33 protein-coding genes and 1 pseudogene are annotated in these 24379 nt (G+C 51.0%); 17 read left to right on the top strand and 17 right to left on the bottom strand.

Translation table 11 applies throughout. The annotated features are described in order from the left end of the window. Nucleotides 1-4: 4 nt before the first annotated feature. The 17 genes from OGW13_RS13595 to OGW13_RS13515 all read right to left on the bottom strand — a co-directional run bounded on the left by OGW13_RS13595 (nucleotide 5) and on the right by OGW13_RS13515 (nucleotide 15087). Nucleotides 5-853: a head maturation protease, ClpP-related gene (locus OGW13_RS13595; protein ID WP_216525386.1), complete on the bottom strand. Its 849-nt coding sequence runs from the start codon at nucleotides 851-853 to the stop codon at nucleotides 5-7. A gap of 13 nt (nucleotides 854-866) precedes the next feature. Beyond that, nucleotides 867-2171 (bottom strand): phage portal protein, encoded by a 1305-nt coding sequence (locus OGW13_RS13590; protein ID WP_287116209.1) that lies wholly within the window; start codon nucleotides 2169-2171, stop codon nucleotides 867-869. Further along, nucleotides 2171-3907 (bottom strand): terminase large subunit, encoded by a 1737-nt coding sequence (locus OGW13_RS13585; protein WP_129995334.1) that lies wholly within the window; start codon nucleotides 3905-3907, stop codon nucleotides 2171-2173. Before OGW13_RS13585 ends, OGW13_RS13590 begins: the two co-directional genes overlap by 1 nt. Continuing rightward, the gene (locus tag OGW13_RS13580) at nucleotides 3907-4404 is read right to left on the bottom strand and encodes a phage terminase small subunit P27 family (RefSeq protein ID WP_113975614.1); all 498 of its coding nucleotides are present in this window, start codon (nucleotides 4402-4404) and stop codon (nucleotides 3907-3909) included. Before OGW13_RS13580 ends, OGW13_RS13585 begins: the two co-directional genes overlap by 1 nt. Before the next feature lie 820 nt (nucleotides 4405-5224). Further along, complete coding sequence (locus OGW13_RS13575) at nucleotides 5225-5581, bottom strand: HNH endonuclease (RefSeq protein WP_104446600.1); 357 nt, start codon at nucleotides 5579-5581, stop codon at nucleotides 5225-5227. Then, entirely contained in the window at nucleotides 5581-6171 is a 591-nt protein-coding gene (locus tag OGW13_RS13570; RefSeq protein WP_216525384.1) for a hypothetical protein, read from the bottom strand. The genes OGW13_RS13575 and OGW13_RS13570 overlap by 1 nt, the downstream gene beginning before the upstream one ends. Continuing rightward, nucleotides 6153-7610 carry a glycosyltransferase family 2 protein gene (locus OGW13_RS13565; protein ID WP_216525383.1) on the bottom strand — a complete coding sequence of 486 codons (1458 nt, stop codon included), beginning with the start codon at nucleotides 7608-7610 and terminating at the stop codon, nucleotides 6153-6155. Before OGW13_RS13565 ends, OGW13_RS13570 begins: the two co-directional genes overlap by 19 nt. 11 nt (nucleotides 7611-7621) lie before the next feature. Beyond that, nucleotides 7622-8275, bottom strand: coding sequence for a DUF1983 domain-containing protein (locus tag OGW13_RS13560; protein ID WP_216525382.1), 654 nt, complete (start codon nucleotides 8273-8275; stop codon nucleotides 7622-7624). A 124-nt stretch (nucleotides 8276-8399) separates the two neighbouring features. Beyond that, nucleotides 8400-8918, bottom strand: coding sequence for a DUF2514 domain-containing protein (locus tag OGW13_RS13555; protein ID WP_216525381.1), 519 nt, complete (start codon nucleotides 8916-8918; stop codon nucleotides 8400-8402). Next, nucleotides 8918-9484 (bottom strand): lysozyme, encoded by a 567-nt coding sequence (locus OGW13_RS13550; RefSeq protein WP_216525399.1) that lies wholly within the window; start codon nucleotides 9482-9484, stop codon nucleotides 8918-8920. Before OGW13_RS13550 ends, OGW13_RS13555 begins: the two co-directional genes overlap by 1 nt. Continuing rightward, nucleotides 9484-9789: a hypothetical protein gene (locus tag OGW13_RS13545; protein ID WP_216525380.1), complete on the bottom strand. Its 306-nt coding sequence runs from the start codon at nucleotides 9787-9789 to the stop codon at nucleotides 9484-9486. Before OGW13_RS13545 ends, OGW13_RS13550 begins: the two co-directional genes overlap by 1 nt. Before the next feature lie 682 nt (nucleotides 9790-10471). Continuing rightward, entirely contained in the window at nucleotides 10472-11254 is a 783-nt protein-coding gene (locus OGW13_RS13540; protein ID WP_287116208.1) for an antitermination protein Q, read from the bottom strand. Beyond that, complete coding sequence (locus OGW13_RS13535) at nucleotides 11251-11562, bottom strand: hypothetical protein (protein ID WP_216525378.1); 312 nt, start codon at nucleotides 11560-11562, stop codon at nucleotides 11251-11253. Before OGW13_RS13535 ends, OGW13_RS13540 begins: the two co-directional genes overlap by 4 nt. Nucleotides 11563-11564: 2 nt before the next feature. Further along, on the bottom strand, nucleotides 11565-13436 hold the full coding sequence (locus tag OGW13_RS13530) for a toprim domain-containing protein (RefSeq protein WP_216525377.1): 1872 nt from the start codon (nucleotides 13434-13436) through the stop codon (nucleotides 11565-11567). A gap of 106 nt (nucleotides 13437-13542) precedes the next feature. Further along, entirely contained in the window at nucleotides 13543-14661 is a 1119-nt protein-coding gene (locus OGW13_RS13525; protein WP_196015104.1) for a hypothetical protein, read from the bottom strand. Continuing rightward, nucleotides 14661-14858 carry a DUF4222 domain-containing protein gene (locus OGW13_RS13520; protein ID WP_194693944.1) on the bottom strand — a complete coding sequence of 66 codons (198 nt, stop codon included), beginning with the start codon at nucleotides 14856-14858 and terminating at the stop codon, nucleotides 14661-14663. Before OGW13_RS13520 ends, OGW13_RS13525 begins: the two co-directional genes overlap by 1 nt. Nucleotide 14859: 1 nt before the next feature. Next, nucleotides 14860-15087: a hypothetical protein gene (locus OGW13_RS13515; protein WP_058588196.1), complete on the bottom strand. Its 228-nt coding sequence runs from the start codon at nucleotides 15085-15087 to the stop codon at nucleotides 14860-14862. 111 nt (nucleotides 15088-15198) lie between these two features. Between OGW13_RS13515 and OGW13_RS13510 the strand changes: the two genes are divergently transcribed. The 17 genes and pseudogenes from OGW13_RS13510 to OGW13_RS13430 all read left to right on the top strand — a co-directional run bounded on the left by OGW13_RS13510 (nucleotide 15199) and on the right by OGW13_RS13430 (nucleotide 24366). Next, entirely contained in the window at nucleotides 15199-15888 is a 690-nt protein-coding gene (locus tag OGW13_RS13510) for a S24 family peptidase (RefSeq protein WP_058588197.1), read from the top strand. Nucleotides 15889-16079: 191 nt separating this feature from the next. Next, the gene (locus OGW13_RS13505) at nucleotides 16080-16292 is read left to right on the top strand and encodes a hypothetical protein (protein ID WP_058588198.1); all 213 of its coding nucleotides are present in this window, start codon (nucleotides 16080-16082) and stop codon (nucleotides 16290-16292) included. Next, nucleotides 16293-16520 carry a hypothetical protein gene (locus tag OGW13_RS13500; RefSeq protein WP_216525376.1) on the top strand — a complete coding sequence of 76 codons (228 nt, stop codon included), beginning with the start codon at nucleotides 16293-16295 and terminating at the stop codon, nucleotides 16518-16520. It begins immediately after the preceding gene. Nucleotides 16521-16778: 258 nt separating this feature from the next. Further along, nucleotides 16779-17045 carry a hypothetical protein gene (locus OGW13_RS13495; RefSeq protein ID WP_216525375.1) on the top strand — a complete coding sequence of 89 codons (267 nt, stop codon included), beginning with the start codon at nucleotides 16779-16781 and terminating at the stop codon, nucleotides 17043-17045. A 115-nt stretch (nucleotides 17046-17160) separates the two neighbouring features. Further along, nucleotides 17161-17355, top strand: coding sequence for a hypothetical protein (locus tag OGW13_RS13490; RefSeq protein ID WP_216525374.1), 195 nt, complete (start codon nucleotides 17161-17163; stop codon nucleotides 17353-17355). Further along, nucleotides 17345-17701: a hypothetical protein gene (locus tag OGW13_RS13485; RefSeq protein ID WP_216525398.1), complete on the top strand. Its 357-nt coding sequence runs from the start codon at nucleotides 17345-17347 to the stop codon at nucleotides 17699-17701. The genes OGW13_RS13490 and OGW13_RS13485 overlap by 11 nt, the downstream gene beginning before the upstream one ends. Further along, nucleotides 17701-17952 (top strand): hypothetical protein, encoded by a 252-nt coding sequence (locus tag OGW13_RS13480; RefSeq protein WP_046481463.1) that lies wholly within the window; start codon nucleotides 17701-17703, stop codon nucleotides 17950-17952. The genes OGW13_RS13485 and OGW13_RS13480 overlap by 1 nt, the downstream gene beginning before the upstream one ends. After that, nucleotides 17924-18142 carry a ParE family toxin-like protein gene (locus tag OGW13_RS13475; RefSeq protein WP_287116207.1) on the top strand — a complete coding sequence of 73 codons (219 nt, stop codon included), beginning with the start codon at nucleotides 17924-17926 and terminating at the stop codon, nucleotides 18140-18142. The genes OGW13_RS13480 and OGW13_RS13475 overlap by 29 nt, the downstream gene beginning before the upstream one ends. After that, nucleotides 18139-18555: a hypothetical protein gene (locus OGW13_RS13470; protein ID WP_216525373.1), complete on the top strand. Its 417-nt coding sequence runs from the start codon at nucleotides 18139-18141 to the stop codon at nucleotides 18553-18555. Before OGW13_RS13475 ends, OGW13_RS13470 begins: the two co-directional genes overlap by 4 nt. After that, nucleotides 18552-19130, top strand: coding sequence for a hypothetical protein (locus OGW13_RS13465; protein WP_196015112.1), 579 nt, complete (start codon nucleotides 18552-18554; stop codon nucleotides 19128-19130). Before OGW13_RS13470 ends, OGW13_RS13465 begins: the two co-directional genes overlap by 4 nt. 11 nt (nucleotides 19131-19141) lie before the next feature. Further along, entirely contained in the window at nucleotides 19142-19972 is an 831-nt protein-coding gene (locus OGW13_RS13460) for a BRO-N domain-containing protein (RefSeq protein WP_216525397.1), read from the top strand. After that, nucleotides 19969-20193: a hypothetical protein gene (locus OGW13_RS13455; RefSeq protein WP_196015206.1), complete on the top strand. Its 225-nt coding sequence runs from the start codon at nucleotides 19969-19971 to the stop codon at nucleotides 20191-20193. Before OGW13_RS13460 ends, OGW13_RS13455 begins: the two co-directional genes overlap by 4 nt. A gap of 1015 nt (nucleotides 20194-21208) precedes the next feature. After that, nucleotides 21209-21406 (top strand): annotated as a pseudogene (locus tag OGW13_RS25885) (hypothetical protein); the annotation flags it as partial. A 155-nt stretch (nucleotides 21407-21561) separates the two neighbouring features. Next, a complete protein-coding gene (locus OGW13_RS13445; protein WP_216525372.1) occupies nucleotides 21562-21798 on the top strand; it encodes an excisionase family protein in 237 nt (78 codons plus the stop codon). Nucleotides 21799-21853: 55 nt separating this feature from the next. Beyond that, on the top strand, nucleotides 21854-23167 hold the full coding sequence (locus OGW13_RS13440; RefSeq protein ID WP_216525371.1) for a tyrosine-type recombinase/integrase: 1314 nt from the start codon (nucleotides 21854-21856) through the stop codon (nucleotides 23165-23167). Further along, nucleotides 23146-23919 carry a DUF72 domain-containing protein gene (locus tag OGW13_RS13435; protein WP_287116238.1) on the top strand — a complete coding sequence of 258 codons (774 nt, stop codon included), beginning with the start codon at nucleotides 23146-23148 and terminating at the stop codon, nucleotides 23917-23919. The genes OGW13_RS13440 and OGW13_RS13435 overlap by 22 nt, the downstream gene beginning before the upstream one ends. 51 nt (nucleotides 23920-23970) lie before the next feature. Beyond that, nucleotides 23971-24366, top strand: coding sequence for an MAPEG family protein (locus OGW13_RS13430; RefSeq protein ID WP_042318401.1), 396 nt, complete (start codon nucleotides 23971-23973; stop codon nucleotides 24364-24366). Nucleotides 24367-24379: the final 13 nt, after the last annotated feature.

Here is a 24379-nt window from a genome sequence, read left to right as displayed (position 1 = left end):
GTCCTTATTTGACTAACGCCGCAAGAGCGCTTTCAAGTAAATTGAGGGTTTCAGGTTTGATATCTTCGGCAGCGCCCGGCGTACCGTCGTTGGTGGTGACAGCGCCAGGCATGCCACCGGATAAGGCTTTAATGAGTTTTCTGCGCTCAGAGCGCGGGGTGTTGGTTTTAGCCAGCAGCGCATCAAGTTTGCGAAGCGCGGCCGCGGGTGATTCATCGCCATCACTGACCGCATCAGCAGAAAGCAGGCTGTCTGCCAGTCCCTTCGCCACAGCGTCACTGCCACCGATATAACTCTCGGCATCCATCAGTTTCTGAACAGCTGCCATATCAAGGCCGGAACGCGCCGCGTAGATGTCTGCCATAGCGTTATCGAAGGGCTCCAGAGACTGTGCCAGTTCCGCAAAGTCATGGCGGTTACCCATCGCGTAGACCCAGCAGTTGTGGATCATCAGGAAGGCACCACGACCGATCTGAATATCATCCCCGGCCATCGCAATGACTGAGGCGGCGCTGGCGGCAATACCGAGCACCTTCACCGTCACACGGCCTTCGTATTCTCGCAAAAGGTTGTAGATTGCCAGGCCTTCGAACATGTCACCGCCAGGGGAGTTGATATTGACCGTGACGTCGGCGCCATTCATCGCCCGTAGCGCACCGGCGATACGTTTGGCTGTTACGCCTTCACCCCAGTAGTCCTGCCCGATCACATCAAAAACAGAAATACTGTTGTCGTCGGTGGACGCGGCTTTGATCCCGCCATCCCAGCGATCCAAGGCTGAGGGTAAAGTTTCACAGGTGACTCGCGCACAGGGGCGACCCGCCGGTGCTGCCGGAAGTTGTTTTTTGCTCATCAGGAAAGTGCTCCTAAGCGGCCTGTTTCAGCGGAGATTGTTCAAAGGAAATATCAGGGAATATGTGGTTATGCAGTTCTCTCAGAGCCAGAGCCTGAACAGCAGGATTGCTGATTTCGAGATTTTTCAGTTGCGTCAGGTTGAGCTGAACGGTGTAAATATCACCCCCTTCAATCGGTGGCATATTCTCAAGACGGCGCACGTCATTGCGGGACATCCACCCATTCTGGAGCGCGCTGGTATAGTACGCAGCACGGCCCGCACTGTCGGCGCGCAGCAGTCCTTCTACAGAGAACTCCGCGAACACCTCATCATCGCTGTCCAGCAGGCACCGTCCTATTTCCTGCTCTATGTTCACCAGCAGGGGGCGCAGGGTGTGCGTCAGGAACTGGAGGTTCATGCCCTCCAGACTGGATGCCCGGCTACTTTGCTTCGTGGTGTGACCGACCATGAAAGGCGGAACGCGAAACCAGCGGCAGATCTCCTCAATGCTAAAGGCGCGGCTTTCGAGCATCTGAGCATCTTCCGGGTTCATGGTTACGCCCTGGTACGTCAAGCCTCCCTCAAGCACCATGATTTTCCCGGCGTTTTTTGAGCCTGTAAACGCCGCCATATAACCGCGAAGTTTTTCACGTTGAGTATCATCCAGGGCTTTATCAGAAGAGAGAAACCCTGAACTTTGCAGGCCCTGTTCGAATATCTTCGCCGCGGACTCTTCAACCGCCATTGCAGAACCGATCACATCCCGGCCTGTTTTCATCGGCATCATGCCGCAAACACCGTCAAGACCGAACCCGCGAATGTGCATGATGTTTTTGACGGGAATGACGCGCTCGTTACCGTTTTCAGTGTATTTGTATTCCAGCGCCCCGGTCGTGAGACGTTTAACCACCATGTTCTGCGGCAGCAAAGGCACCAGCGAAACCAGGCGGTTTGCGATGAATTTCTTCTCAATGAAGGCGTTCCCGCGCAGGCAAATACTGGCGACCACCATCAACATAAAGCGTGATGGTGTCATTTCTGAATTGGGTCGGCGGCACAGTATCGAATAGGCCGGATGATCGGATGCCGCTTTACGCGAACCGTCAGGCTGTCGAACGTATATTTTCAGCGGAAGGGTTGAAATAGACTCGCTTAACAGTCTTACGCATGCCCACACAGCCGATAGCTGGATTGCTTTATCGGCCGTTACCACCTTTCCGCTGCTGCTGGTACCAAACCATTCCTCCCAGAACGTGCCGGTAGTCAGGCTGATAGGCACACCAAGCCAGTTAAGCAGAGCACTTTTAACCCTGCCTGGCCGTTTGTTTTTTTTCATCAGAAACCTACCATGATGGGATTATTGAAGAATCCGGAGAGATCCTGCTGGTCGTTGCCACCGTTAACCAGAACGCGGCTCATTGCTGTGAACAAGGCCGCAGGGCCATCAATTTTGGCCTCTGGTGTGGACTTATTCGGGAAAATGTTCTCGTTCCGGTCAGGTTTGACGGTTACGTTGGACATCATCCAGTTCATCACCGGGTGATCGCTGTGATGGAAGCGGCCACCGTATACCAGTGCCTCGACCTCTTTCATCGCCTCAGAGAAATTGCGAACCGTCTGCGGCACTTCCACCAGCGGCAGCCCTTCTTCTGCCAGCGCAAGGCTGAACTGCGTCGCACTCCACGGGTCGAAGCCAATTTCTTTCAGACTCTCGCCAGCAACCCACACCTGCAGCTCTTCCTTAATCTGAGCATGGTCGATTACATCCCCGTCGGTAAGGATCAGCTTGTCCATCTCGGCCCACTTACGATAGAGCTCTGCCATCTGGCGTGAACACTTCTCAAGGCGTCCCTCCGGAAGCCAGAATTTAAAATCCGCATGGACGTGGCCACCTGGCGCGCGCCAGACTTTAGCGGCCGCACAGATATCAATTTTGTTTGACAGGTCAACGCCCACCCAGGAGGGATAGGTTTTAAGTTCGTGCTGCGGGGCGATAAACTCGCATTTCTCCCATTTCATCATGTCCATCCAGGCTGACTCAGCGGTAACCCAGATATTCATGTGTTTGGTGAAAAAGTTAATCCTGGCCGAAACCTGCTCTTTCGCCTTTTTAGCCAGGCGGCGCAGGTCATCCCAGCGCTTACAGATACCCAGCCCCGGATTCGCCTTCTGCCAGACTTTTTCATCAAAGGGATCGTCACCTTCATCTAAGGTGTAGATGATGGCAAAAAACGTATCGTCTTTCACCAGGCCGCGCAGGACCTTGATTGCGTAATCGCGTAGTTCGTAACAGATACCTTCTTTGTTGAAGCCGGCGGTGGTGATACCGAAAAGCAGCGATTGCAGGCGCGAGCCGGTGGCCGTCTCCAGAACGTCCCAGACGTCACGGGTTTTATGAGCATGCAGCTCGTCGACGATGGCGCAGTGGATGTTCAGGCCGTCGAGGTTATTCGCATCTGATGATAAAGGCTCGAATTTGGAGGCCGTTTGCTCCTGGTAGATAGCGAGCTTGTTGAATTCGAAGATCCGCCCAAGAGTGGCTTTCGCCTTCTTGACCATATTTTTCGCGTCTTCAAAAACAATTCGCGCCTGATCACGAGTGGTTGCAGCGGAATAAACCTCCGCCCCGCCCTCGCCGTCTGCGCCAGCCATATAAAGCCCCACGCCGGAGCAAAGCGTTGATTTGGCATTTTTACGGGCCACCTCAACATCTGCAGTACGGAAACGCCGAACCATCACCGGCCGACCGCTGCCGTCGTTACGCAGGACGGTTTCCCCCGTCTCTTCATTAACCAGCGGGATAACAAAACCAAAAATATTAATCAGGATGAAAACATGCCAGTCCATCAGCTCAATAGGCTGGCCTGCCAGGGCGCCTTTTACGTGAGGCACAAAATTATAGAAATTCAGAATGTGCTGCGCGCGCGGCTCACTGAAGAAAATACCGCGCTCTTCGCCGTGTGCCAGATCGTCAAGAAAACGCTGACAGGCAAGGCGCACATACTCACAGGCAATAATTTCCCCCGCCACCACCCTTTCGGCGTAGCGGATGCCTTCTGCAACCTTAGCCATTAATCCCTCGCTTTCATAAACTCGGCCAGCGGATCAACCGCATCAGGACCTTTTGCATTCACTTTGGAGCGGCTGGCTGGCGTCATGCCGAACTCACCGAGCATGGCGCGCAGACGTTTCCAGGCATCAGCTTTCATGATGGCGGCCGGATGAGCCTTGATCATGCGAATCTCTCGCTCTTTGCCTTCGTCTGGCTCTTCGTCGCTATATACGGCGTAGGTGTAGCCTTCTCTCTCCAGCGTATCGCAGTGATGCCGGTACTCGGTGTAAACCTCAACCAGAAGCTCAAGGGCTCTGGCGTCCAGTTGGGACATCACACCGATAGCATCGAGCTCGTCGGCCATCCGCTTGAACCAGTATTTCCCCTGCTTGTCGAAATGCTTCGGCGTTGGGGGTACCCCTGCAGCGGGTTTTGGTTCGTTCTCATTGATCGGGCGTTTTGATGGGTTACCCCTCACCAAACGTAGATGGGTCGGGGTTTTCGGGGGTCCAGACATAATCGAAAACTCCTATTAATCATCGAATGGGGGACCCCATAAAAAAGTTTCCTAACCTGCGGCGATGTGAAAAGAGGTTAGGCGGCGGTCCTTTAGACTGATTCCCATGAGGTTTTTACCCGCCCTCCCCCACACTGAACAAATGAGAGCAGATATCATTTAACCGATTCATGTACGATTCTCGTCAACTTCCGGCTTGGGGGACCACTGTTACCAATACGCGGACTGAATACCTTGTTAATGTCCCAGCCAGCCTTCAGTCGGTACTCAATCGAGTTTCTCGAAATCCCCAGGTAATCAGCCCATTCGTTAAGGCACATCGTTTTACCGTGAGCGGTATATCTGCGGTTGGAGTTCTCCCGCATTGTCCTTCTCATCTTGTCTACGCCTCGCTTCTGATTACACACAGGACAACTTGGCACAAGATTGTCAGGTTCGTTATTGGTCTTACAGTCATCGAGGTGATCGATATGAAGAGTTTCCCAACTCACCGTTTTTGCACACCAGTGACAACTGAACGGTCCTGCTCCATGTTTGTCGTAATAAACTTTCCGGTGCTCGTAAACGCGTGGACTTCCACATGCCAAAGGATGGTCGGGCGCGTACACCAACAGATATCCGCCCGTATGCTCCAGCTTGCCATTCTTTCTTGTGCTGAGCTTCTCTGTTGTGCCATGGCGCCGGACGCGCATGTAGTGCTTCTCACAATACTGACTGTTATGGGACCGTACCGATAATCCGCATCCATCCACTACGCAGACTGCATGGGCGTGCGAAAGCCCTGAACCATTTTTCGATTCAGTCATCTTCACCTCGTTACTTAATTTCTGTTCAGGCGCTCGCGTGCTGTCTTGGCTTTATGGCAGCCGCTGCAAATTGATTCCAGATTAGAGAGATCGTCAGTACCGCCGTGAGCTTTCGGCTTGATGTGGTCCACCGTCTCAGCGGGTGTATACCTTCCATTTCGCAGGCATTCCTGACAAAGGTGTTTATCTCTGTCGAGAACGATGGGGCGCAGCCTGTCCCACTTGCTGCCATAACCTCGTTGATGCCTGCTCTGTCCTCGCTGATGTTGCTGCCAGCCTTCGTTAAGATGCTTGGGACAATAGCCTGAGCGGTCTGTGGTTGTGCCAGGACAGCCACGCTTGCGGCATGCCCTCGGTATTAATGCAGGCATCAGGCTAACCTCCATGCCCGGCGGCGTTCTGTGCGTGGCGCTGAATCAGGGTGCCGCTCAACCGGTTCGCCGTCTGCATGGTCCACCAGCGACCAGCAGGGATAGACGACAACGCCACCATAAGCATCGCCCACGGCATAATCGGCAGGCTTACTGCAGTCCCATTGAGACAGCACACGGCTGATGCTTTGAGGCGGTATGCTGTAGCACACGCCATGTATTAGGCGTTGCAGCATAATGAAGTCAGACCTCACCTTATCCGCATCAATCAGGCGTTCAGCTATCTGCATTTGGTATTGTGGTGGCCGCCCAGTGCCCAGATAAAAGCTCAACATGTCGTCAGGGAAACGCACCAGCCAGTCAGTTACCTTTTCGCTGAATCCCTGCACCAGCAGCGCATCGTCTTCCAGCACCACTACCCGGCAAGGTTGCTCAGCAGCCCATTCAATAGCACGACGATGATTCCAGTTAGCACCGTGATTCCCTTCATCGATAAGCAGGTGTGAGCCAAGTTCATCAGCCAGTACTGCGGCTGAGGCAAGGCGGGAATGATGACCAACCACAACAAACTTCACTTGTGTTTCCACCATGCGTACTCCTTACCGACACCATCAGACTTGAACACAGTGTGGATGCGTGGGCCGGTTACTATCTGATCACCGAAAGACTTCGCCACTATGCCGAATGCCAACATGTCACCCACTGCGGCGCCAGCCTGCTCTTTTTTCCAGAATCGGTAGCTCTCAATCCGGTAGTACAACCGGATGATGCCGTGCGCGAACGCCATTACATCAGCGCGCGTCCCGCCCAGCAGCCCGGCGTTAAGCATCACATCGTTGCGGTGCTGTTCGATAAACTCCTGATATATGCGTTCCGGGTGATTCTGCTTTGCCCATGCGTCTGCGTAGGTTTTCGGCTCCGAGCCAACGTAGAGTTTTCCGGCCTCCATCTCTTCCCACGGCGCGCAAAGCATTTCGACATCAGTGCCATCGGTACACCAGACGAACCGGTATTCAGGATGATCACGCAGGTGTTGCCAGATGTGCAGCCAGCGACGGAAGTAGACGTTCATTGCGACATCTGGAACTGTCACCAGCTGAGCGCCATCGGGAGCGGAGGTTAGCTGGTCGGCCAGCACTACGGCATCGGCACCCCGTATTGATTTAGCCCAGGTGGTCAGCGCCGCCGGGTCAGGATGCATTCGGCTACTGCGCTGCGGATCTGGCTGACTGGTAAGCAACGTTGTGATTACCACGTCGCGCTGCTGCCGGTATTCGACATAGCCGGTATACCCCGTATCGCGCCGCTCGTTGTGGATCTTCACGTTGCGTTCCACCAGCGCTTTCCTGGCTGCCGTTGGCACCGAACGGTCTATGGCTTCATGCTCATCAAGGGAATGGATCAGCTTTTCTGAACCGATGACATCAGCGTAAGCCCACGCCGTCAGGCCAGCGTTATGGATGCGCAGGGCAAGGTCGCTGTGTTCGTACATGCCGCGACCATAAATCGGATCGAATCCTCCCACCTTCTCGATGGCGCTACGGTGGTAATACAGCATCACGCCGCGCTGCCCGGTGTAAGCGATGTGCTTATCATCCCGGTACAGGACCGCCATATCCTTCAGCTTATTCCTCCCTGCCAGATCGAGAAACTGGTAAGCCAGGTGTGGCTCGGGTGATTCTATGTAAGGCAAGTGCCAGTTATCAGCGATGGGCCAGGCGTCATCGTCCCACAGGAAGAGATGCTCACACCCGGCGTCCATCAGCGCGGTTAAACTGGCGTTCTTCGATGCAACAATGCCGAGTGATGTTTCATGGCGAAGCAGCTGCACGCCGTGGGGAACTACCACCGCAGGTTTTGAACCATCATCGACAACCACCACCAGCGCGTCGGCGGGAAGATGCTTCATGTGCTGTTCGAGTGCTCGTTTTAATACGTCTGCGCGCTGATGTGTCGAAATGGCAATGCCGATCCGGGATGAAACGACGCTGGCGGGAGCGTATGGGACACCATCAATAGTGACCTGCATAAAACCTCCCGTCAGATTCCACGCCGTAAGGAAGTCCAGATCGCACCGCCTGGCTGCATAGCTTGTTGAATAGTTTCGTCCACAACATTTTTGATGGACTGCTGTAAGGCGGTCTCTAACGCGTTTTGGTGATTGGCGGCAACCGCCAACTTTTCAGCCAAAATCTTCACGCGGCTTTTACCATCGTCAACATCGAGTGCCATGCCAGCTTCGTGCTGCTTACCCTTGTCGGTGACTTTCACGTTCAATTTCACGTTATAACCCGTAGACAATACGCCATCACCGATCAGCGCCTTATGGATGTAGGCTTGCCCTGATTTATCGACAAACCAGCCCCATTTAAAGTCTTCAATTGGGCAGTAGCTATTGATGCCGTCTCTTGGCTCATCTAGAGGGCAGCCGATATAACCACCAGCGGGAACACCAAAGCGAGTATTTGCCAGATGCTTAATGGCAAACCCCTGCCCTTCAGCAGTCAGGAACGTGAAGAAGTTTTTCTCATGATATTTTGTAGCGGTATGGCGACTTTCAGCAAACCCCAGTTCTCGAAGCTCAGCTGCACCAGATTTAGATGGCAGATCTCCGCCAGTCAACGCACCACGAAAAAACAGTGCATAAAGAACATCCGTCGCAGCGCCGGACAACGTAATAATTTTCTGACCCATAATTTATTTCCTTTTAGGCGTGAGCCTGTCGCACGGCAAAGCCGCCGAAAGTTTACGGTTTGCCCAGGCTCACAGCTGAAAGACTTTCTTTGATGTGCGCGTGCGATGCGCATAAAAAACCCCGCTATCGCGAGGCTATAGGATTGTTATTTGACTCTCTCACCGAATCGTATATGCGTTCACAAGTCATCCCGGCGGCATAGCGTTCGTCAGCGATTCCAGCATAACGTTTAGCTTCTGCTGCAATATCTCCGAGCATGTCGGCGAGCATTCTGGCGTCGGCGTTGGTTGTTTTGCTTCGGACGGTAGCGGCAAGATCTGCGGTGTGCTTTGCGGCGTCCAAGCTGGTAGCGAGTTTTTTGGCTTGTTGCTGCAGCTTGCTAACAGTGGCAGACAGACCAGCAGCAGTGGCAGCAGATTTAGCAGCTTTCGCTTGTGCATCTTTTACAGCCTCATCACGGGCAATTATGCGCCCTTGTTCAATCCAGCGGGCGGTGGTCTGCGCGTTCACGGTCTGTGACGACTCCGCGCTGTCGCGCTCTGCCCACTTCTTTTCCCAGCCCCGATCGCTCCAGATATTTCCGGTAATAAACGCACCGACCACCAGCAGCAACACGACAACAACCTGGTATTTAGGGCTCATCAGAACACTCCCGCCGTTGTTGCAGGCGTTCCTGGGTTAAGTGGCCCAAACCCATCGCTAAGTTTTTGCGGCTTCTCACCCCACAGACACACTTCACGCTCAATCTCGCGGCGGGTGACCAACCCTTTCCACTGCTTTCCGCCAGCGTAAGTCCAGCGCCTTAACTGCTCGCATGCGCCTTTGATATCGCCCTGGTTGATTTTGTACAGGAGCGTTGATGTCTTGAAGTTTCCAGCGCCAACGTTATAGACGAACGAGTAAAGCGCCCCGCGAGTAGTTTCGGGGATTGGTACTTTGATATACGGGTTAATCTGCCTGGCGACCGTACTCAGGTCTTTATTCAGCAGCGCCTTGCACTCAGCTTCTGTGTAAGTCTTGCCGAGAATGATGTCGTTCCCGGTGTGTCCGTAGCAGACAGTCCATTTATCAACAACATCCCGATATGGCTTATATCGCACGCCTTCAAGACCGTCATTGCCCGTCGGACCGGTGATCAGTGCGGAAGATATTGCAATCGCCCCACCACCTACAGCGGACCACACATATTTTCTTAATGCAGGATTCATCATTCACCAACCTTAGTAAGCGCGTCGGCAACAACACTTACAGCAGCCGGACGCTCAGCAATTGGTTTATCACTGATGCCATCCAGGTAATCGCGGATCATGGCTGTACGCTTTTCGTCTTCTTTTCGTTTACGCCGGGCATCAATTCTTCCATTCACATAAGAAATCAGAGAAATAAGCAGACCGACAGCGCCAAAGAACATGTAAACCATATCCTGCGTGGTAAAGCCCAATGCTGCCGCGAGGGTTCCAACCCACGCGAAAAACTGCGTGAAAATGTTCCCTGAATGATCGTTCATTCTCATGGTCTCTTACCTCCGATTAGTTCGGATGGCGCTGTGTTTGAAGGGGTCAGGCTTCACGGGCTGGATTTATCAACAAAGCACGTAGTGATTGAATCCCGTGAGCCTGAAATGATAAAGCCCGCAGCGAGGCGGGCTTTATAAAGGTAAATGTATGGTTTTAATTGCTCATAGTTCGTGAGCTAACCATCACTGTGTTCAGAGTATAAGTTGGATTATTATTTCCTGACGCACAGTAGAAGCACAAGCAACCACCACGCTATTATTTGCAAAGCTAGCCGAACTAAATCCAACTTTACTATATAAGGATAGGTTCGCGATCTTAGTGTTAATTCATATTGCTCTGGACCAGTAAAAAGCCAGAAATACCCCTGAAACGAAGAAAAGGTTCCATTAGGGAAGATCTGTATTGCAAGGAATGGAGGGTAAATTATCATCAAAACAGTACCAATGACTGCAATAATGAAGATTTGGTGACTTAACCTTATTTTCATGTGTGCCCCATGCGCTCTTTTGTACATGGGTTTTATAACATACCACTAAAAAAGCAAAAACCCCGCCGAATGGCAGGGTTCATAATCAGTTTCATTTGGATGTACGTATCCATGATTAGAAGCATACAGGACAATTTTATGCAAAGTCAATGCTAACGTGTAAAAAATCGTCGCTATCTGTTCCGATCGTATTAATAACTGGTCGCCTTCTCGAATTCTGATGCTGCGTGGCGCTCTCCTTTGTGCAACACGTCCACCAGCATTTCATAGAATGGCTTCCAGTTGCGAGACCAGGATGATTGGTGGAGATCCGGCAGACGTTTAACGATAGCCCGGTGAACGGTGGCAGAAGACACCCTTGAATACCCCTCACCACTGCAACGCTCACAGGTTTTAAACACCGGCGCACCACGTTCTTTTGTAGCAATACGGTCGAGCACTTCGCCTTTTCCACCACAACGGCAGCGGGCTTCCAGTTTCCCCTTACCGTTACAGGCGGTACAGAGACGCTTAACCTGTTCACGTTCAATTTTTGGTGCAACAATCTCATCGCCATCGATGTTATAGAGTCCGGGATACTTAACCACGTCCTCACACCCTTCAATAAGCCCTGTCCCGTTGCAAGTGTGACATGTCACGCTGGTGGCAGCAGAGCGGGAGTATTCCGCAAAGGCAAATTGCGCTAGTACCAGCATGCACCAGCCAAATTCACCACCAGCGGCTTTGCGCACATTTTTCGGTGCAACGCCCATCGCGTGACGCGCCAGCGCCTGAACCGCCAGTTGTTCATCCGTTTTGCTGATCCCCGCCTTACCAAAGAACGCCGCCAGGCCAAACCGTGCGCGGCTGCTGGTGGTGCCGATGGCCGCCATAACATCAGTGCCGGTTATCCGATCCGGAGAGGTTCCTTTCACGTCATCGCTGATGTGCATCCCCTGAGGGCTGAAATGTTTCAAGGATGATTCCAGTTTCATTGAATGGTATCTCCCATCTCTGCAGTGCCAAACCAACCGGGGTGCGCCCACGGAACATCAGTAACTTGCGATCCATTACCCCACAATGTCAGTGCGCGCATAGCGAAATAATGCATAAGGATTTTTTCCCGCTCACGCCACTCGTCATCAGGGGTTTCTTCTAAAAATTCTTCAATGCCGTCAGCGATAACCCCAAAGCACTCATGGAGATCGCTGTTACTTACTGCAATATGGCTGGCCGCTTCCTGAAGTTCCATAAAGCGCTTTTTGGTGAACAGATATGACATTTCATGAATAAGGCGATCCATTTTCAGTACCTCGTTACGTTGCTTGCTTCCCACTCCAGATCCACCTCGCTCTGAGGTTTACCGACCAGGTAATTAAATGGTTTCTTCTCACCTTCCAGAAACTGATGAGAACGGGCATCAAAATTAGCGCCAATATCACCAACCCACCCTTCCCCTTCGCGTTGTTTGAGCAGACGAATCATTGATGCAGGCATCTGGATAGCAGCCTGCTCGTCTTTGTCCAGGCTTTCATACCCCATGCGCTCGGCTTTGCGTTGGGCCAGTTCTCGAGGGATGTTTCTCCAGACAGCCATTACGTTGTCAGGCATATCGGTTAACGCGCCAGTGCCTTTGACGTCCATTTTCCCGGTAGGTGCAGACTCGTTCGTTTTTCTGGCATGCGTCACCAGCAGGACGTGACAGTTATGTTCGTTTTTGAAGTCACACAGAGTGTCGATAAAATCTTTCTGTCCGCCGTAGTCCTCCTCATCGAGTCCGCATTTCGCAAGGTTGTCGATAACAAACAGATCAATTCCGTAGCGACGCCGGGCATAGGCGAATATTTCCAGCAGACGTCCGGCCTTCGCCGTGCCAGTTAATTTGAACACCCACAAGCGATCGGAGAACCACTCATTCGTCATGATGATTTCTTCACGTTTAGGCGATGCAGTGCAGATGGTCTGCCGCGTCAGTCGGGCAAGCATTTTCCCCGGCTTAAGTTCCAGAGAGGCAATGCATGTACGGATCCCCTGTTCCATAGCAGCTACGGCAATATGCCCAACCAGTTCAGTTTTACCGTGGCCATTCACTCCGTTTATCAGCGTCAGTTCCCCAGCGCGAAACTTGAAATTGTTATTCAGTGATGTCCAGGGGCTACTGAACAAGCCGACGTCGCGATGTTCGAATGCCTCGATAGTTTCCTGGAGCAAATCCCCGGCAGAGCACAGTTCGTCAGGATCGAAGTATTTGGCGCGCTCAATGCATTCCAGAACAGCTTCCGCATCCATTCCGGACGTCATGCACTCGTTGATATCTTTGTGAGGGAGTTCAACCAGGCGGCAACGGTGTTCACCAAGCCGGCGGGCGATTTCCTTCGCAGCTTCACGCCCAACGTCATCATTGTCCAGGCTCAGCCATATTTCATCAAAGCGGTCCAGGTTGTGGTATTCGTATTCGATCCACTGCTGTTTGGCCCCCTTGCCCCCGCCGAACGGAACGGACAGTGCCGGAAATCCCATCTGGGCATAACTCATGCAGTCAATTTCACCCTCACACAGAACAACCAGACGCGTGGATTTGTCCAGGGCCTGCCAGCCGAAGAGACAGGGCTCGCAATCCGCTTCAGCCATGATTAGTTTTTTACCGTTCGGGCGTTCGGTACCAATGCGCTTCACCTGCAACAATTCACCGTTGCGGATGTAGGGATACGCAACCGCAGGCACTTCGCGATTTTCGTCGTGATACCAGACCACCGCATCAGATACCCGAAACAGATCCGCTGTCTCGCGGGTGATGCCACGCGTAGCCAGGTAGTCGTAACAATTGCTCGCTTTTTTTACCCCCTTCTTCGTTGGCCTGGGGAATGTTTTTTTCTTCGCTTCGAAGTGGTGATCGTCGTCTTTCAGGCCAAGAAATTCTTTCGCTTCGCGCATGGCGTCATGTAACTGGCAGTTCCTCACCAGCACCCACAGATCGAGAAGGTCACCGCTATCGCCGCTCGCAAAATCTGCCCACGTTTTTTTCCCTCCGATGTTAATTTTGAGGCTCTTCCCTGCATCACCGTTGGTATTGCCAGCGCACCACTCTTTTCCCTCCAGGTGTCCCTTTGGCAGCAGGTACTTTGCAACGCGATCAGCGTTATCCCATAATTTTTCTGACAACTCAGCGGGCGTCATACTCACACACTCCGTAAATCAAATTTAACAAAAAACCATGTCACTATTCCCTCGCACACAACGCCGTGGTTATATCCGGCCACCAGCAAACGCTTGAGGAATTGTTTCATTGGCGATAACTCCCGCGCTTAGCCCGTTCCAGTGCGGCGTAGTTAACAAACACCTCTGCGGACCCGTCCGTGGATGGCGTCGCCCATGATTCCCTTCCCTGCCCTTCGGTACTGGGCGATGCCGTCTGTGCAACCGCCAGCGCTGGTTTTTCGTCGTTCCATCGCTCCTGATTCAGGTACGTTGATGGATGTAATTTATCCATGCCAAACACCCCGGCACTCAGACGTTGCTGGATATCACTCGCCAGCAACGAAGCGAACTCTGGCGGTGAACCATGGTTTGATTTTTTCCACTCCCGATATTTCGTCCGAAACGCTGAGCACGCTTTGACCTTTCCGACCTTGCACAGTCCGGCTTTCCAGAAAATTTCTCCGAAAGCCAGATCAATCGTGTCGGATTCATCGGGGTTACCCGGTGGGGGAGATTCGCCTGCATGCTCAGTTGGCTGGTGCTGACCAGGAGAGTCACTACCCCTGTGAGCGTCGGTTTGCTCCTGTTCGGGATTTTCGTGTGCAGGTTGTTTTTCTGGCGAAGCTGGTTTTTCGTCAGCAGTCCGATTCGATCCGAAATCGGACAAAGTGTTTTGATCTTTTAATTCTTCTTCTGGATCTGTATCTGAATCTTTATCTGGTGCGTTACCTTGCGTTTCACCTGCGTTACATGTCGTTTCTTCTCCGTTTCCATTCACCTCTGCAAACTTCTTTTCCTGCCGCTTTCTTTCCCTGAAAGCCTTTACCCGTGCGGTTGAAGAGTCTTCCCTGAGTGGTTGACGTTTGTCCCATCCAGTCACGTAATCACCGTCCAGCACTTTTCCCTGCATCGCAGAAAGTATCTGTTCAACCTGTTCAGTTTCGAGATCTAAGGCGCTGGCAATGTCGTCGGCGCACAAATCTTTGACTTTTCCACGTTCCGGTTTGTTACTCTGCTGTTGCTCTTTGTTACCTTGCGTTTCACCTGCGTTACATGTCGTTTCACCTGATTCAGATGCGTTGACCAGAACATGCAAATAAACCGCAATTACATCACTGATGCGCTGGTTTGATTTCCTGGCTATCGTTCGCCATTTAGGGTCATTGGGCATGTCGTGCCATAATCGCAGCCATGAGTTAGCCATTATTCATCGCACCTCGTGAAATACTTCTGAAACTTCCAGACTGGTTGCATGCACTCATGCGGATATCCTTGCCTGGTGAAATACACCTGCTGCTTCTCCCGGTTCCAGCCGGTGACATGCACAACAACACCTCGCGGATCGCGATAATCTATATCGAGTGACTTAATCGGATCTGGTGAGGTGTTCGCGTGTGACATGTCACACCTCAGAACCGCTCTTGAAAACCAACTGTTCTTTTGTAATAACTGGCTTATCCATGAATGACTTAGATGCGCTCTCGATCGCCAATGCCAGCCTGGGGGAAGCATTGCGATGACCATAAGCAATGAGATTCAGGTATCCCGAAGATGTGCCTGATTTTTTAGCAAGATCTGCCCACTGCTCTTTTGTTGAGGACTTACGCCAAGCAAGTAATTGGTTGTTCATTACGGTCTCCTGTTGCAATGAATCAACTTTAGCTTTTTGCTAAATTAAATGCAATAATCATTTAGCAGTTTGTGTATTTACCACATTGCTAAATAATGAGATTATTTTGACATGGACATAAAAAGCATACGCAAATCAAACCTTGAGCAGCTCATTGTTGAGTTCCTGAAGCGCGACAGACATACGACAAAAGCAGCTTTCGCAGAATTGTGCGGGATAAGCCCTGCCCAGTTGAGCCAGTTGCTTGGGGGCAATAGCCATCGAAACATAGGCGACAAAATGGCCAGAAAGATTGAACAGGCCTTGGAGCGTCCGTTTGGGTGGCTGGATAGTCCACACAATGCTCCTGACAGTATTAAAAGCGAGTTGGAGTATGTCGGATCAGTCAGACCGGGAGCTGTACCAGTTGTAGGGGAAGCGATTCTTGGGATTGACGGAATGATCGATATGCTAGAGATCCACGCTGGATGGCTACAAATATACAGCGCGGATAGGGATGCCTATGGGCTGAAAGTGAAGGGAGACAGCATGTGGCCACGCATACAGTCTGGAGAATATGTCGTCATAGAGCCAAACACCCAAGTTCATACAGGTGATGAGGTTTTTGTGCGAACAAAAGATGGGCATAACATGATAAAAATCATGAGTAAAACTCGCGATGGCGATTATCAATTCTCAAGTGTAAACAGTGATCACAGGCCCATCACCTTAAGTCCTGATAGCATCGAGAAAATGCATTTTGTTTCAGCTATTGTTAAGCATACGCGTTATGTTGACAATGATGAAATGCCCACCCTGTAAAACCCATCTTCATCCCCCTCCAACCGACCTGATGGTCGGTTTTTTTTATGCCCACCGAAGAATAATATTAAAATAATTATATTGTTTATCAAATACATAAAAGAAAAAGTAAATAATTTAGCATTTATCATTTGCATGACTTTTACCATTTTGCTAAATTCACTTCATCAGCAGACAACGGAGCCTATGAAATGAATGTAGAACAAATGCTTTCCGAGAACGGAACTGTACGCAAAATTGCGATGGATATTGATCGTGTAATCAATGCGCTTGAGTACGCAGAATCAGATCCAGATGTTGCATATAAACCAGCGGCACTCATTAAAATTTGTATCAATCAGTTAAAGGAGAATCTTTCTGTTATAAACCATGAACTTGGTTATGATTGGCCGGAGAATAAATAAATGAAAACTCCATTAGAAATGCTTAATGACATTGCCGCTCAGATTTCCGAAGGCAATACTCTTCTGGAAATGATTTATAAAAACACCGAAGAAATGAATGAGGATACTGATTGCGGCTTAGCCTGCCTTATTCGCTCTTTCGATAAAACTCGCGAAACAGCTTACGCATACATCAAAGAGTTAGCAAAAACTGCAAAGCCAGTACAGCCTCCCCCCCAGAGGGAATAACGATGATATTGCTGATGATGTTTTTTATGCGACCCTCGGCGCGGCAAAACTCAGGGAACTGGCTCACGTATATAACGAGTCATATTTTTCAGGAAAAGACAGTGATGACGCCGATTGCCTCATGGCATCACTTATTTTCGACAATGCAATTAAGGTGCATGACTTACTGAAAAGTATCGAATCAAAATTAAGTTAATTAACAAGTAATTTAAATCACGCCTTAACTGGTGGGGAATCGCTCACCCTGAGGAAATGAAGATGGATATTATCGTCAGAAGTGAAATCGTAAAGAGCAAGGCTCATTCCGTTAACCAGGATGATGACCTCCTTTATATAAACAATGCGCATAAAACAGCAGAGTGCGCCAATAAATACGCGCATGAACTACGTGCAGAGTTTATCCAGTTACTGATGCCAGCAATCACGCGCACTGATGTGAAGGTGGCTGGACGATTCACTTCGTTACTTAACGAGCTTTGCTTCATGACCAAAATGACAATGGAGAATACCTCCAGGGGGCAATAATGACATTTCTGAAAGATAAAGCCGCACATACAACAGCAAGGCTGCTTGCCTCTTATGGCAATAACTACCTGCATATTGCCAACCTGTTTCTTCGCAAAGCATATGGGCGGTAATTATGTTAAGCAAAGACAGTTCGATTGAAACGGCTAAGAATACAGCAGACAGTCTGTATCAATTAATGGAGTTAATTAACACCAATATTGTTGATATGGATATCGAGCAAATCATCTCACTTTCCGGCCTTTGTCTGAATTTATCGGCTCAGATTTCAATCTGGATGGATGCGGAGTTTGAACGACGTGAAAAATAACACTATTGAAATTTATCGCCGTCGCATTGCTATTGCGGCATTAAACAGAATGAAGCGCAAGACCGGATGTTATTGCCTTACCGTTTCAATGCCGGATGACAATATCCAGTTTATCGATATCGACGAAGAAGCAATGTTGCAACTTTTACAGCGCTTCGAAAAACAGGCGCGGACTGAATTTGCAGCAGAGGCGGAAACCTTTATTCGCCAGACATATATAAAAAGTGTCGATATCAATGGACACGCCGAATATCTGACCGAAACCGGGAAGATGATTGTTGACGAGATTTTTGCGGAATTAATTAAACACGCGAAAGAGAAATACGTATGTGGAGGAATTAACTGATGACCTCACAACAAACAATTATGCATGGGATTCAGATCCCCCCCCCAGTCCTCAACGTGGATCTGCATGTTCTTCCGGACTTCACCGGGCGTGTTGTTCTTTATATCGAAAACGGTCGTGTCACATGCGATCGCCGGCTGCTTGACGACGAACACATTTGCGCTCTGGACACTTTTATCGAAATGGCTCGCGAAATGGAGCTACGCATTGAAGAGGTTACTGGTGGTACTGACAGCAATTCGAATACCTGAACGCGTACACCTGCAGGCAATGCAGGTCCTGTTGCGATACCGGCGAAAGCGAATATATGCGCGACGTATGCGAAGGACCGGATATCTCAGCCTGAAGGTTAATCCGCGCTGGAGGCTGTTATCGAAAGACGATGGCCGGAACTGGGAAGTAATGAGTCATGAAAAATATTCAGGGGAAATAAAACGATGATCGACAACCGCACAGCCAGCGTCATTGACCTGGCACTACAGAAACACGATACGCCAGTCGGGCCGCTATTCGTTGCCATGCGCCACGGACGTATGAAGCGCTGCTTCAGCCGCGATACGGCGATCCGCTATCTGGCGTTCTTCATGACCACATGGGCATTCGAGACATCGGGCTTTATGTGCCGCCATCCTGACGTAACGGTGTCTCATCCGGTACACGGTGAAGTATGGGAGCGCGGCAGCGTCACGAAAGAGTATCACCTCGCCCACCAGCGCTGCATTCGCCGGTTGCGCCGCATCCTTGCTCGTAAGCGCGATATGCAGAAGTGGTGCGAGAAATGGGACGCCATGCATGACCGCTACGTGAAAGAGCGCGAAGAACTTCAGTCCAGCAAGCCGGAGGGTGTTCGATGAGCAGTAAATACGACATTCCAGAAGCTACGCCAAACGGCATCAAAATCGGGAACCGTGTAATTGGCTGGTCTGGCGCGGTTAAACAGTTCGATGGTCCGCGTTTTGACTCCCGACCATCGGAAGGGTTGCGTTGGTTAGCCTGCATTATGGATGCCGAGGCTTCTGGCTGGGTGGCTTTGTACATCAAGAAGGAACTCATCCTGTGGCGCTGGCTTGTGGCAACGGTGTTCATCAACGAAGAGAGGGATAGGAACGGCACTATTGATATCCCTAATGAGTCTGGAGGTGTCGACACCGCAGTTATTTATTCTGGTAAGAAAGGCGATCTGAGTATCTATCCTGGGCCACTGCGCTTTTCTCTTGCCAACCACGTAGAAAGTATCGCGATTGAGAAATACGGAGTGGAGAAAGGTTCAATGATGGCCCTTCGCATGTACCAGGACATGGTGATTGCAGATCCTGGAGACGGATTCAGGATGTCACCTTTTGGGCGAGAGGGGCTTGAGATGCTTCACGATGACTATATCGGAATGATTAAAACCAGCGGCATGCCAGAAATGCCGGTTATGCACTGAAGGAACTGATGATGAATAACCAACTGATGACATTTAGTTCAGAAGAGCTCAATTTTTCGATGAGTGGGATCCTCTACGAAGGAAAACCAGCATTTGACGCAGTTGAATTGGCTAAGTCGCTTGGGTATGCAAATCCAGCCGACGCGCTGGCAAAACATTGCAAGTCTCTGATTAAACTTAATTATAGCGAATCGCGAGAATTGGGCTTTGGTGAAAAACCACGTGGCACTCAACTTGCCGGTCAGGCTGATTTGTTCCGACTGATCCTGCGTAGCCAGCTCCCTTCATCTGAACGTGTGCAGGACTGGGTTTGTGAGGATGTACTCCCTGCCATCATGACTACGGGCACATACAGCAAAGAAGTGCCAGTAACTAAATCACACCAGCAGGGGATCAGCATGAATAACGATATTCTTTCCTTGGCCCGGGTGGTTGCCGAAGCAACCGCATCAGCGACGATGAAAGCGGTTTTTGAAGTCAGCGGTACTAGCCTAGTTACTACTGCGACCGTATCCCCCGCAGCGCCACAGCAACGCATCAGTTCAACTGAATTCATTAGCACTGACGCTGAGTTCGTTCCGGTGCATAAGATTTCGTGGGAAACCGGTCTGTCCGATCCTTCCTGCCGTCGCCTCGTTCGGTTCGCAAACCTGCCATCCAGGCAATTACCAGGCGTTCGCGGTCTGTGCGTGCATCGTGAATCATTCATGCACGCCTTCCAGGTTCTGCTGGAAGAATCCACTCCCCCGGGCGGTAAGCGCAAGCGCTGGCAGCATACGGAGTTTGGCGGATTCGTTCTGCGTAAAGCACCAGTAAACGCGAATGATGAGAGTGCTGTATGAAGATCCAATATCAGGACTACGGCGCCGCGGCGAACATCGTGATCACCAGCACTGTGTTTGAATTCCGTAAACATAACCGGGTGGTAGACGCCACCCTGCTCTGCTCGACCGGAATCATTGCAACTCGCAGCGGCATGTTCTTCATGAAGTCGGTTTTGTCCGGCAAATCCCGCGACATGTTGCGGGCCTACAAAACCGTACAGCGGGAGGCTAAGCGATGAAACCGTTCCTCCTGTCCATGCTGTTTGGCCTGCTGCTGGTGGCCGTCGTTTTCGGCGCGCTGATTGAATATAAGTTTTTGATGAATTACTGAGGTGCGAGATGGGGAAGATTAAAAACCCAGTTGTGCTTATCCATAAGCGAGAAAGTAGTGATACCTACGCTGTCGCGATCACCGATGGCAGTCAGGACTATCACGATGCCGTTCTGATGGCGACCATGGAACCAGACATGACGGGCGATGATGTCGATACCTGGAGCAAAACAGGCTACTACATGGCGGCGGAGATCGAAAGTTTACGTGCAAAACTGGAGCTGTATGAAGCAAAACACCTTCACCTGCAGTGCCTTGTCGACGATTACGACTGGCAGCGCCAGCGGCTTCATTCTGCCGCCAAAAGAATTATCAGGTGGAATCGACAGGAGGCAATAGACCGGACTGGTAATGCTGAGGAAGCAGAAAGCTACGCCTGCGTTCGTGAGTTACGCGACGCCCTTGCCTTCTGCGACAGCAAGGACTCTCCCCATGCAAGCATCCGAGCATCGCAGGAATACCCTGAAACCCTCCCTTGCCCGGTCATTCTTGAGCCCGGGTTCCGGTTCGGTAAAGGGGTAAACACCCGGCTAATGCTACGCATGCTTCAGCGTCGCGCCGACTATTACGCTGAAATTGACTCTATGACGCCGGAACAGCGGGCAAAGCATGATGCCAATATCGCAGCATTTAAAGCTATGTTGCCGCAACCAGCGCAGAGAATGCCGGATATGGATGGCTTCCGTCCCTGTCCGTTCTGCAACTCACCAGTGAAATGGTGTGGGGAAAACAGCGTGGATCCGGATGATGAACACGTATGCCACCACATCCAGTGCACTAATCCTGAATGCGGCGCCGATTTTGACTTCATCAATACCGGCGATGATTTGTTGCCTGATGATCCTGAAACTCTTGACGCAATGACAGCGGCGGAATGTTTGCAGCCTCTGCGTAACGTATGCCTCAACAGATTTAATAGCCGTGCCGCCATGCTTCAAGCTGGCAACGACAGCACCAACGGTAAACCGTTGACCATCACCCTTCCCGACGCCAGTTCAAAAGCGTTCTGGAGCGGTACCGGAAAGGGAGAAACATTCCATCCGGAAACCTATAAGCGCTGGGTGAAAGAAGCGATCGAGAGAGCATGCGCTATCGCCAGTATTGAAGTGAGGGTGAAGTGATGCACAAGGCATTTGAAATATGGGTGCGCCAGCGGTACGGAAACCGCTACGACCTCTCGAGGGATCAGGAAGGATTCTACTGCCGGGAAGTGGTTAAACGAATGTTTGATGTGTGGTGCCACTGCCGTGGCCTGAATGTGGTGTGAGGTGGGTATATGAACAATGTTATTCAGTTATCCCCTAACGAGTGGGTTTGTGAAAGCGTTCTTATCGCGGTTACCGGGCTCAAGCCCGGCACCATCCTCCGGGCAAGAAAAGAGTGCTGGATGGTTGGCCGGGAATATATCCACGTTTCACCAGACGGGAACCCGAAGCCATCCAGTGAATGCATGTACAACCGTAAAGCGGTCGATGCCTGGGTGTCGTCGATGAAAAATAAACAGCCTGGGTGATTTGATGCCATGAAAACGGTAAGCTCATATCGCTCTTGGGCGTCTGGAGGTATCAATGGATAAAGTCATATATCCAACAGGCGTCGAAAACCACGGTGGAACTTTACGCATCTGGTTTAATTTTAAAGGTAAGCGTGTCAGGGAAAGCCTCAGTGTCCCTGACACCGCTAAGAACAGGAAGATCGCCGGCGAGCTGCGCACATCGGTTTGTTTCTCTATCAAGATGGGGAATTTTGATTACGCGGAGAGGTTTCCTGATTCTCCGAACCTGAAAATTTTTGGTTTGGGTAAAAAGGAAATCACGGTGAAGGAGCTCGAGGCGAAGTGGCTGGATCTGAAAAAGATGGAAATCTGCGCCAATGCGTTCAATCGCTATGAGTCAGTGGCGCGGAATGTTGTGCCGAAGATTGGTGGGAATCGCCTGGTATCCTCGGTAACCAAAGAAGAGTTGCTGTACCTGAGGAAGGATTTGCTTACCGGGTATCAAACGCCATCGAAAGGCCAACCACCAGCAAAGGGGCGAAGCGTTGTTACCGTAAATTATTACATGACGACGATAGCCGGAATGTTCCAGTTTGCTGCTGACCACGGTTACTTAGAGGTGAACCCATTCGAAGGAATTAAGCCTCTGAAAAAAGCCAGGGCAGAGCCAGATCCGCTGACTCGAGACGAATTTATTCGCCTGATAGATGCATGCCGGCATCAGCAGACGAAAAACCTGTGGTCATTAGCAGTGTACACAGGAATGCGTCATGGGGAACTGGTCTCCCTGGCCTGGGAAGATATCGATCTGAAGGCTGGAACAATTACCGTCAGGCGTAATTATACGAAAATTGGTGAGTTCACTCTACCGAAAACCGAGGCAAGCACAGATCGAGTAGTGCATCTTATCCAGCCAGCAATCAATATCCTGAAAAATCAGGCTGAAATGACAAGGCTGGGCAAGCAGCGCCATATCGATGTGCAGTTACGTGAGTATGGCCGTTCGGTGAACCATGAGTGTACATTCGTCTTTAACCCGCACGTGGTCAGGCGAAGTGAGCAGGTCGGATTTATTTACCAGGTCGATTCTATAGGCGACTCATGGGAAGCGGCACTAAAACGTGCAGGGATCAGACGCAGAAAGGCGTACCAGTCACGGCATACCTATGCGTGCTGGTCATTATCTGCTGGTGCAAACCCGAGTTTCATTGCCAGTCAAATGGGGCATGCCAGCGCCCAGATGGTGTTCAACGTTTACGGTGCATGGATGGCTGACAGCAGTGCAGAGCAGATCGCAATGCTGAATAAGAAGCTGGCAGATTTTGCCCCATTGATGCCCCATATCCAGCAGAACAGTACAGGAGCATCATTAAAATCAGTCAGTTAACCACTGACACCCGTCATGTTAACTGTGTGGAAGGCAACACCACGCTGTATGCGCTACCAAAAGCGGAGATTGTGGCACGCTGGTACGCACAAACGACGGATGCGTTTCGTTTCTGTTTTAAATTTCCAGCGACCATTTCCCATCAGGCAGCTCTGCGCAATTGCGATGATCTGCTGCACGAATTCCTGACCCGAATGTCGCCGCTGGAAAGCCGCATCGGTCAGTACTGGCTGCAATTGCCCGCCACCTTTGGCCCACGCGATCTCCCTGCGCTCTGGCATTTTCTCGATGCCCTGCCACAGATGTTTACCTACGGCGTCGAAGTCCGTCATCCTGAATTTTTCGCTAAAGGCGACGCTGAACAGCAGTTCAATAGCGGATTGCATCGGCGCGGAGTGAATCGGGTTATCCTCGACAGTCGTCCAGTACACGCGGCCCATGCGCATAATGAAGCCATCCGCGACGCCCAGCGCAAGAAGCCGAAACTGCCGGTACATGCAGTAGTGACCGCGAACCATCCACTGGTGCGCTTTATCGGCAGCGATGATATGCGACAAAACCGGGCGTTCTTTGCCGACTGGCTAAAAAAATTACCGCTCTGGGAACAGGCCACCACACCGTATCTCTTTTTGCATACCCCGGATATCGCGCAGGCTCCGGAACTGGTCGATACCCTGTGGCAGGACTTGCGAGATGTTTTACCGGATATCGGAACTGCTCCGTCCATTCCACAGCAATCTTCTCTTTTCTGAAATTGCCACCTATCATAGACAGTGCCATCAGCCATTTTAAAGGGAGTTTGTATGGTAAGCGCGCTGTATGCCGTTTTGGGTGCGTTGTTGTTGATGAAGTTTTCTTTTGACGTTGTCCGCCTGCGGATGCAATACCGCGTTGCCTATGGTGACGGCGGCTTCAGTGAACTCCAGACAGCCATCCGCATTCATGGTAATGCGGTGGAATATATTCCCGTCGCGTTAGTGCTGCTGCTGTTTATGGAAATGAACGGCGCAGAAACCTGGATGGTGCATATTTGCGGCATTATTCTGCTCGTGGGTCGGCTGATGCATTATTACGGTTTCCATCACCGTCTGTTCCGCTGGCGTCGCTCCGGCATGAGCGCCACCTGGTGTGCATTGTTACTGATGGTGCTGGCGAACCTTTGGTATATGCCGTGGGAGTTGGTTTTCTCCCTGCATTAGCGCACAATACGCC

This window comes from Citrobacter sp. Ca225, assembly GCF_030337175.1.
Classification (GTDB): Bacteria; Pseudomonadota; Gammaproteobacteria; order Enterobacterales; family Enterobacteriaceae; genus Citrobacter_A; species Citrobacter_A amalonaticus.
This window is presented reverse-complemented; position numbering and strand designations above follow the sequence as displayed.